This is a genomic window from Cellulomonas cellasea (assembly GCF_006538745.1).
Classification (GTDB): Bacteria; Actinomycetota; Actinomycetes; order Actinomycetales; family Cellulomonadaceae; genus Cellulomonas_A; species Cellulomonas_A cellasea.
The window spans coordinates 269,747-276,045 of record NZ_BJLR01000019.1 but is presented as its reverse complement, the minus strand read 5'-3'; the positions used below and the strand labels follow the sequence as shown (position 1 = coordinate 276,045).

At 75.5% G+C, this 6,299-nt stretch carries 6 protein-coding genes; 4 read left to right on the top strand and 2 right to left on the bottom strand.

What is annotated here, in order from left to right; genetic code table 11:
• Nucleotides 1–102: 102 nt before the first annotated feature.
• Nucleotides 103–660 carry a DUF6636 domain-containing protein gene (locus CCE01nite_RS11915; RefSeq protein WP_141372397.1) on the top strand — a complete coding sequence of 186 codons (558 nt, stop codon included), beginning with the start codon at nt 103–105 and terminating at the stop codon, nt 658–660.
• Nucleotides 661–773: 113 nt separating this feature from the next.
• Here CCE01nite_RS11915 and CCE01nite_RS11910 read toward each other — a convergent pair whose 3' ends face one another.
• On the bottom strand, nt 774–2,759 hold the full coding sequence (locus tag CCE01nite_RS11910) for a M13 family metallopeptidase (protein ID WP_034624849.1): 1,986 nt from the start codon (nt 2,757–2,759) through the stop codon (nt 774–776).
• A gap of 203 nt (nt 2,760–2,962) precedes the next feature.
• On the opposite strand from CCE01nite_RS11910, the gene CCE01nite_RS11905 reads away from it, so the two are divergent.
• The gene (locus CCE01nite_RS11905; protein WP_034624847.1) at nt 2,963–3,412 is read left to right on the top strand and encodes a ribose-5-phosphate isomerase; all 450 of its coding nucleotides are present in this window, start codon (nt 2,963–2,965) and stop codon (nt 3,410–3,412) included.
• Nucleotides 3,413–3,419: 7 nt separating this feature from the next.
• Here CCE01nite_RS11905 and CCE01nite_RS11900 read toward each other — a convergent pair whose 3' ends face one another.
• Nucleotides 3,420–4,685 carry a GNAT family N-acetyltransferase gene (locus CCE01nite_RS11900; RefSeq protein ID WP_034624845.1) on the bottom strand — a complete coding sequence of 422 codons (1,266 nt, stop codon included), beginning with the start codon at nt 4,683–4,685 and terminating at the stop codon, nt 3,420–3,422.
• 94 nt (nt 4,686–4,779) lie between these two features.
• Between CCE01nite_RS11900 and CCE01nite_RS11895 the strand changes: the two genes are divergently transcribed.
• Nucleotides 4,780–5,877 carry a PP2C family protein-serine/threonine phosphatase gene (locus tag CCE01nite_RS11895; protein ID WP_034624842.1) on the top strand — a complete coding sequence of 366 codons (1,098 nt, stop codon included), beginning with the start codon at nt 4,780–4,782 and terminating at the stop codon, nt 5,875–5,877.
• A 15-nt stretch (nt 5,878–5,892) separates the two neighbouring features.
• Nucleotides 5,893–6,228 (top strand): MGMT family protein, encoded by a 336-nt coding sequence (locus CCE01nite_RS21565; protein WP_034624839.1) that lies wholly within the window; start codon nt 5,893–5,895, stop codon nt 6,226–6,228.
• The last annotated feature ends 71 nt before the right edge of the window (nt 6,229–6,299 follow it).

Here is a 6,299-nt window from a genome sequence, read left to right as displayed (position 1 = left end):
CCCCCGCCCCGACCGGCGGGTGCGCGGGTCACCCGTGTGGAGCAGGACGCCCGGCACGTGTGATGCTGGGCGCCGCACGCACGGCCGACGGAAGGGTGCGAGGTGGGTCTGTCGTCACGCATGGCGGGGCTGAGCCGGGGGATGAGGGCGTTCCTGCTGGTCGACCTCGTGCTCGTGCTCGCCCTGGTCGTGGTCGCCGCGGTCGTCCTGAGCGGCGTGCTCCGCGGCACCGGCCCGCGGGACACCGGGTCGGACGTCGACCCGGCGGCGTCCGCACCCGCGTCGGAGGCGACCCCGTCCGCAGCGCCCACGGGTGTCGAGACGTTCGCGAGCCCGACGGGCAACATCTCGTGCGCGATGGCGGACGACGGCGTGACGTGCTCGATCGCGAGCATCACGTTCGCCCCGCCGGGCGCCGAGGCGTGCGCCGCGGGGACCCTCGGGCACACCGTCGTCGCGGGCGCCGACGGGGTCGAGCTGCCGTGCCTCGACGGTCCGGTCCCCGCCGTCGCGGCGGACGACGTCCCGCGGCTCGAGTACGGCGCGACGTCGACCGTGGGCGGGTGGACCTGCACGAGCGCCACGAACGGCGTGACGTGCGTCGACGAGTCCGGCACCGGCTTCCGGCTCGCGCGCGCGGAGCTCGTCGAGCTCGGCTGACCCGCTCGCCGGCTCGGCCGACCCGCTCGTCGAACCCGTCCGACCCGACGCGATCCTCGCCCGCCCACGCGGCAGAGCCGGGCCCCGCGTCACGCAGGGCCCGGCTCGTCGCCTCACCAGATGCGCACGCGCTCCTCGGGCGCGAGGTACAGCGCGTCCCCGGGCTGCACGTCGTACGCGGTGTAGAACTCGTCGAGGTTGCTCAGGACGCCGTTGCAGCGGAACTCCGCGGGCGCGTGCGGGTCGACCGCGAGGCGGCGGACCGCCTCCTCGTCGCGGGCCTTCGTCTGCCAGACCTGCGCCCAGCCGAGCAGCACGCGCTGGACGCCGGTCAGCCCGTCGACCACCGGCGCCTCGTCGAGCGGGCGGCCGAGCGCGAGGCGGTAGGCCTTGAGCGCGATCGTGAGCCCGCCGAGGTCGCCGATGTTCTCGCCGACCGTGAGCGCCCCGTTGACGTGGTGCTCGTCGCCGAGCTGGGACGGGGAGAACGCCGAGTACTGCGCGACGAGCGCCGCCGCGCGCTTCTCGAACTCCGCGCGGTCCTCGGCCGTCCACCAGTCCTCGAGCCGGCCGTCGCCGTCGTACTTCGAGCCCTGGTCGTCGAAGCCGTGCCCGATCTCGTGGCCGATGACGGCGCCGATCCCGCCGAAGTTGACCGCGTCGTCGGCGTCCGCGTCGAAGAACGGCGGCTGCAGGATCGCGGCCGGGAACACGATCTCGTTCATGCCCGGGTTGTAGTAGGCGTTGACGGTCTGCGGCGTCATGAACCACTCGTCGCGGTCGATCGGCTTCCCGATCTTCGCGAGCTCGCGGTCCTGCTCGAACGCGTTGGCGCGCCGCACGTTGCCCAGCAGGTCGTCGGGCGCGACGACGAGCTCCGAGTAGTCGCGCCAGCGCGCCGGGAAGCCGATCTTGGGCGTGAACGCGTCCAGCTTCGCGAGCGCCTTGACCCGGGTCTCCTCGCCCATCCAGTCGAGGCCGGTGATCGACTCGCGGTACGCCTCGACGAGGTGCCCGACGAGCACCTCCATCCGCTGCTTGTGCTCCGCGGGGAAGTGCCGCTCGACGTAGACCTTGCCGACGGCCTCGCCGAGGGCGGCCTGGACGAGCGCGACGCCGCGCTTCCACCGGTCGCGCAGCTCCTGCGCGCCGGTCAGCGTGCGGCCGTAGAAGTCGAAGTTCGCCTCGACGACCTCCGCCGGGAGGTACGGCGCTCGCGCCGACACCAGGTGGTACGCGAGCCACGCCTTCCAGTCCTCGAGCGGCAGCTCGGTCCACAGCCGCGCGAACGCCTCGGCGAACGACGGCTCGCGCACGACGAGCTGCTCGAGCGCGGTCTCGGGTGCGCCGAGCGCGCGGGCCCACGTGTGCCAGTCGAAGCCCGGCGCGGACGCGGCGAGCGCGTCGAGCGTCGTCGGGTTGTAGGTCAGGTCGGCGTCGCGGTCCTTGACGACGTCCCAGTGGCCCGCGGCGAGCTGCGTCTCGAGCGCGACGACGCGCCCCGCGAGCTCGTCGGCCCGCTCGGCGTCGGCTACCGCGCCCCCGAGGCGCAGCATCCGCGCGACGTGCGGGCGGTAGGCGGCGAGCACCTCGGCGTACTGCGCGTCGCGGTAGTACGACTCGTCGGGCAGCCCGAGGCCCGACTGCACGAGGTACACGACGTACCGCGTCGGGTCCTTGGCGTCGTTGTCGACCCAGAAGCCGACCGCGCCCGCACCGCCCGTGCGCTGGAGCGCCCCGAGGGCCTGCGTGAGCTCCGCCGGGGAGGTCGCACCGTCGACGAGCGCGAGGTCGGCAGCCAGCGGCTCGACGCCTGCGGCCTCGACCCGGTCCTCGTCCATGAAGCTCGCGTACAGCGCGCCGATCTGCGCCTCGACGCCCTCACCCTCGCCCGCGGCGGCCCGCGCCGCGGCTTCCTCGATGATGACGCGAACCTGCTCCTCCGCGCGGTCGTGCAGCGCGCGGAACGCTCCGTCCGTCGCCCGGTCCGCGGGGATCACGTGCGACGCGACCCACCGGCCGTTGACGTGCGCGTAGAGGTCGTCCTGGGGACGGACGTCGGTGTCGAGCGCGGTCAGGTCGATGCCGCTGCGTGCCATGCGTTCTCTCGCTCTCCTCGGGCGTCCACGAGCTCTCCTCGTGCGGCCGCACCCAGCGTAGGCGCGGCGCGCCCGGGGGCCGGGGGCCGCGCCGCGCTGTTCGCTGGAGGCGTGCACGCCGCCCCGCGGGGTCGGTGGCCGGGCGCGGGCCGCACGCCGGACGGTGCCCGCGCCGCCGGTCCGGGATGCGGCAGAATCGGCCCATGCGCATCCACGTCGCCGCCGACCACGCCGGGTTCGAGCTCAAGTCCGCCCTCACCGAGCACCTGCAGGCCGCGGGCCACGAGGTCGTGGACCACGGCGCGCACGAGTACGACGCGCAGGACGACTACCCGCCGGTGTGCTTCGCGGCCGGCGAGGCCGTCGTCGCGGAGCCGGGCTCGCTCGGCATCGTGATCGGCGGGTCGGGCAACGGCGAGCAGATCGCCGCCAACAAGGTGCCCGGCGTGCGCGCGGTCCTCGCGTGGAGCACCGAGACCGCGAAGCTGGGCCGCCAGCACAACGACGCCAACGTCATCGCCATCGGCGCGCGTCAGCACTCGGTCGACGACGCCGTCGCACTCGTCGAGGCGTTCGTCGCCGAGCCCTTCAGCGGCGACCCGCGCCACCAGCGCCGCATCGACCTGCTCGCGGCCTACGAGGCCGGTCGCTGACCCCCGGTCAGAACGCCCAGCTGCACACCGGCGCGAGCGGCCACCCGAACGCGGCCGACGCCCGGTGCAGCGTCCCGGGCACGAGCTCGGTGACGAGCCCCGCACGCCCGAGCGCCCCGAGCGAGCGCCCGCCGAGGTAGACGGCCCCGAGCTCGCGCACGTCGAGCGCGACGTCGGCGGGCTCGTGCGTCGGCTCGACGCGCGCGTCCCACGTGCCGTCGGGGCCCGGCTCGCCGGTGGTCACCCGCCACCGCCCGGCGTTCGCGGGCAGCCGCGCGTCCTGCACGTCGAGCACGACGTCGACCGGGGCGCTCCACCGGCGCGCGGCGAGGGCCGCCCGGACGTCGAGGACGCGCAGCCACAGGTTGTCGGCGACGCGCGGCCGCGGTCCCCGCGGGTCGACGAGCAGCTGGAGGAGCTCGTCGTCGGGGGCGAGCATCGGCGTCTCGACGGCCGATGTCAGGTCGAGGTCGAGCACGACGGACCAGAGCCGGTGCGCAGCGGCGGCGTCGAGCGCGGCGAGGTCGTGCATCCGCACGACCATCGCGGGCTGCCCGTCCGTCCAGGTCTCCTTGCGGCGCAGCAGCGCGTAGCCGCGCGGCTCGTCGCCGGCCAGGACCGTGACGACCCGCAGCGGCTCGGCGCCGTCGCGCCACGCGGGCGGGTCGGCGAGGTGCTTGCGGCGCAGCGCGTCGGTGTCGCGCGTGATCCAGCCCGGCCGCCCCGACCCGGCGGCGGCGTGCACGCGCTGGACGAGCGGCCCGTGCCCGTCGGCGTCGAGCTTCTCGAACCGCACGGCCAGCGCGTCGGAGCCCGGCACCGGACGCAGCGCGGCCCCGCGCGGGACGGTCAGCCGCACGTTCGTCGCGGCGCTGCCGTACCCGAACCGGCCGTAGATCCCGGGCTCCGCGGCGTAAAGCGCGGACACCGGCTCGTCGCGGGCGAGCGAGCGCGCGAAGTGGGTGTCGATCATCGTCGAGAGCAGCCCGCGCCGGCGCTGGTCCGGCCGCGTCCCGACCCACGTCAGGCCGGCGCAGGGAACCGCCCCGCCGGGCACCGGCAGGACGAGGCGGAACGAGCCGTGCACGGCGGCGAGCGTGCCGTCGGGCGCCTCGACGCCGACCGTACGGTCCCACTCGAGCGTCATGGGCACCTGGGCGGACGTCTCGGCGTCCGGCTCGAACGCGAACGCGAGGTGGTCGACGTCGAGGAGCTCGGCCTTGCGCGCCTCGGGGACCTCGACGACGCGGTAGCCGGCGGGGGCAGCAGTCATGGCGCCATCCTCGGCCGGTCCTGCGGCGCAGGTCACGTCCATTTCCGGCCGCGCTTGCCTGTCCCCGACCGGTCGCCGTGGATACCCTCACGACGTGACGACATCGGGGGCCCCCGTGCGGGGCCGCACGCCGCTGCGCGCCCGGGTCGCGGGGCTGCAACGGCGCTTCGGCCTGCAGTCCCAGGTCGTCCTGACGGCCGTGCTCGCCGGCCTGAGCGTCCTCATCGTGCTCGGCGCCCTGGCGTACCCCGACTGGGTGCCGCCCGCGACGTTCCTGCTGCTCCTGCTGGTGAGCGCGTTCCTGCTGCGGCTCGGCGGCATGGTCGTGCTCTGCGCGTTCGTGCTGGCGGAGATCGTCCTGCTGTGGTCGAGCGGCCTGCGGACCCTCGTGCCGGGCGTGCTCGTGGTGCTCGCGATCTCGGTGGTCGCGGTGCTCTCGTTCGCGCGGGCCCGGGCGCGGCTCGGCCTCCAGGGCGCGCCCGGTGAGCTCATGCTCGTCGACCTGCGCGACCGCCTCGCGGCGCACGGGCGCATCCCGCCCCTCCCGCCGGGCTGGCGCGTCGACACCGCGCTGCGGTCGGCGCACGCCGAGGCGTTCTCGGGGGACTTCATGGTCGCGACGAAGCGCGAGCGCGGCGACCAGCTCGAGATCGTCCTCGTCGACGTCTCGGGCAAGGGGCAGGACGCGGGCGTGCGGTCGCTGCTGCTGTCGGGCGCGTTCGGCGGGCTGCTCGGCTCGATGCCGCGCACCGAGTTCCTCGCGGCGGCCAACGAGTACCTGCTGTCCCAGGCCTGGGAGGAGGGCTTCGCGACCGCCGTCCACCTCGCGGTGCACCTGGGCACGGGGGAGTACTGGATCGCGTCGGCGGGCCACCCGCCCGCGGTGCACCTGCACGCGGGGTCGGGGCGCATCGATGTCGTCGACACGGTCGGCAGCCCGGCGCTCGGGGTCGTCGGAGCCGTCACCTACACCGCGCGCTCGGGCCGGCTCGACCACGGCGACGTCCTGCTGCTCTACACGGACGGCCTCGTCGAGATGCCCGGCTACGACCTCGACCTCGGCATCGACCGGCTCATGGGCGCCGCGGAGCAGCTGCTCGCGACCCGGCGCGGGGGCGCCGAGGCGGTGCTCGCCGAGGTCCGCGCGGGCGAGAACGACGACCGGGCGCTCGTGCTCGTGCACCGCGACTGAGCCGGGGAGCCGCACGTGGACGAGGAGTACCTCGAGGCGGTCCTGGACCTCGTCGAGCGGATCCCGGCCGGGCGCGCGATGACCTACGGCACGATCGCCGAGGTCGTCGCCGACGGTCTCGTGGCGTCCGGCGGCACGGCGCGCGGCGGTCCGCGCCAGGTCGGTCAGGTGCTCGCGCGCGCCGGCAGCGGCGTGCCGTGGTGGCGCGTCGTGAACGCCTCGGGGCGCCCGCCCGTGCACGCCGCGCGGCGGGCGCTCGACCACCTGGGCGCCGAGGGCACCCCGCTCACGGCCGACGGGACCCGCGTCGCGCTGCGGCGCGCGATCTGGTTCCCCGACGACGACGACTGACGCCCGCGCCGGTGCGGCGCGGGCATCGGTCGTCGCTGGAGTGCGCGGCCGCGCTCGGAGAAGCGGGTGCC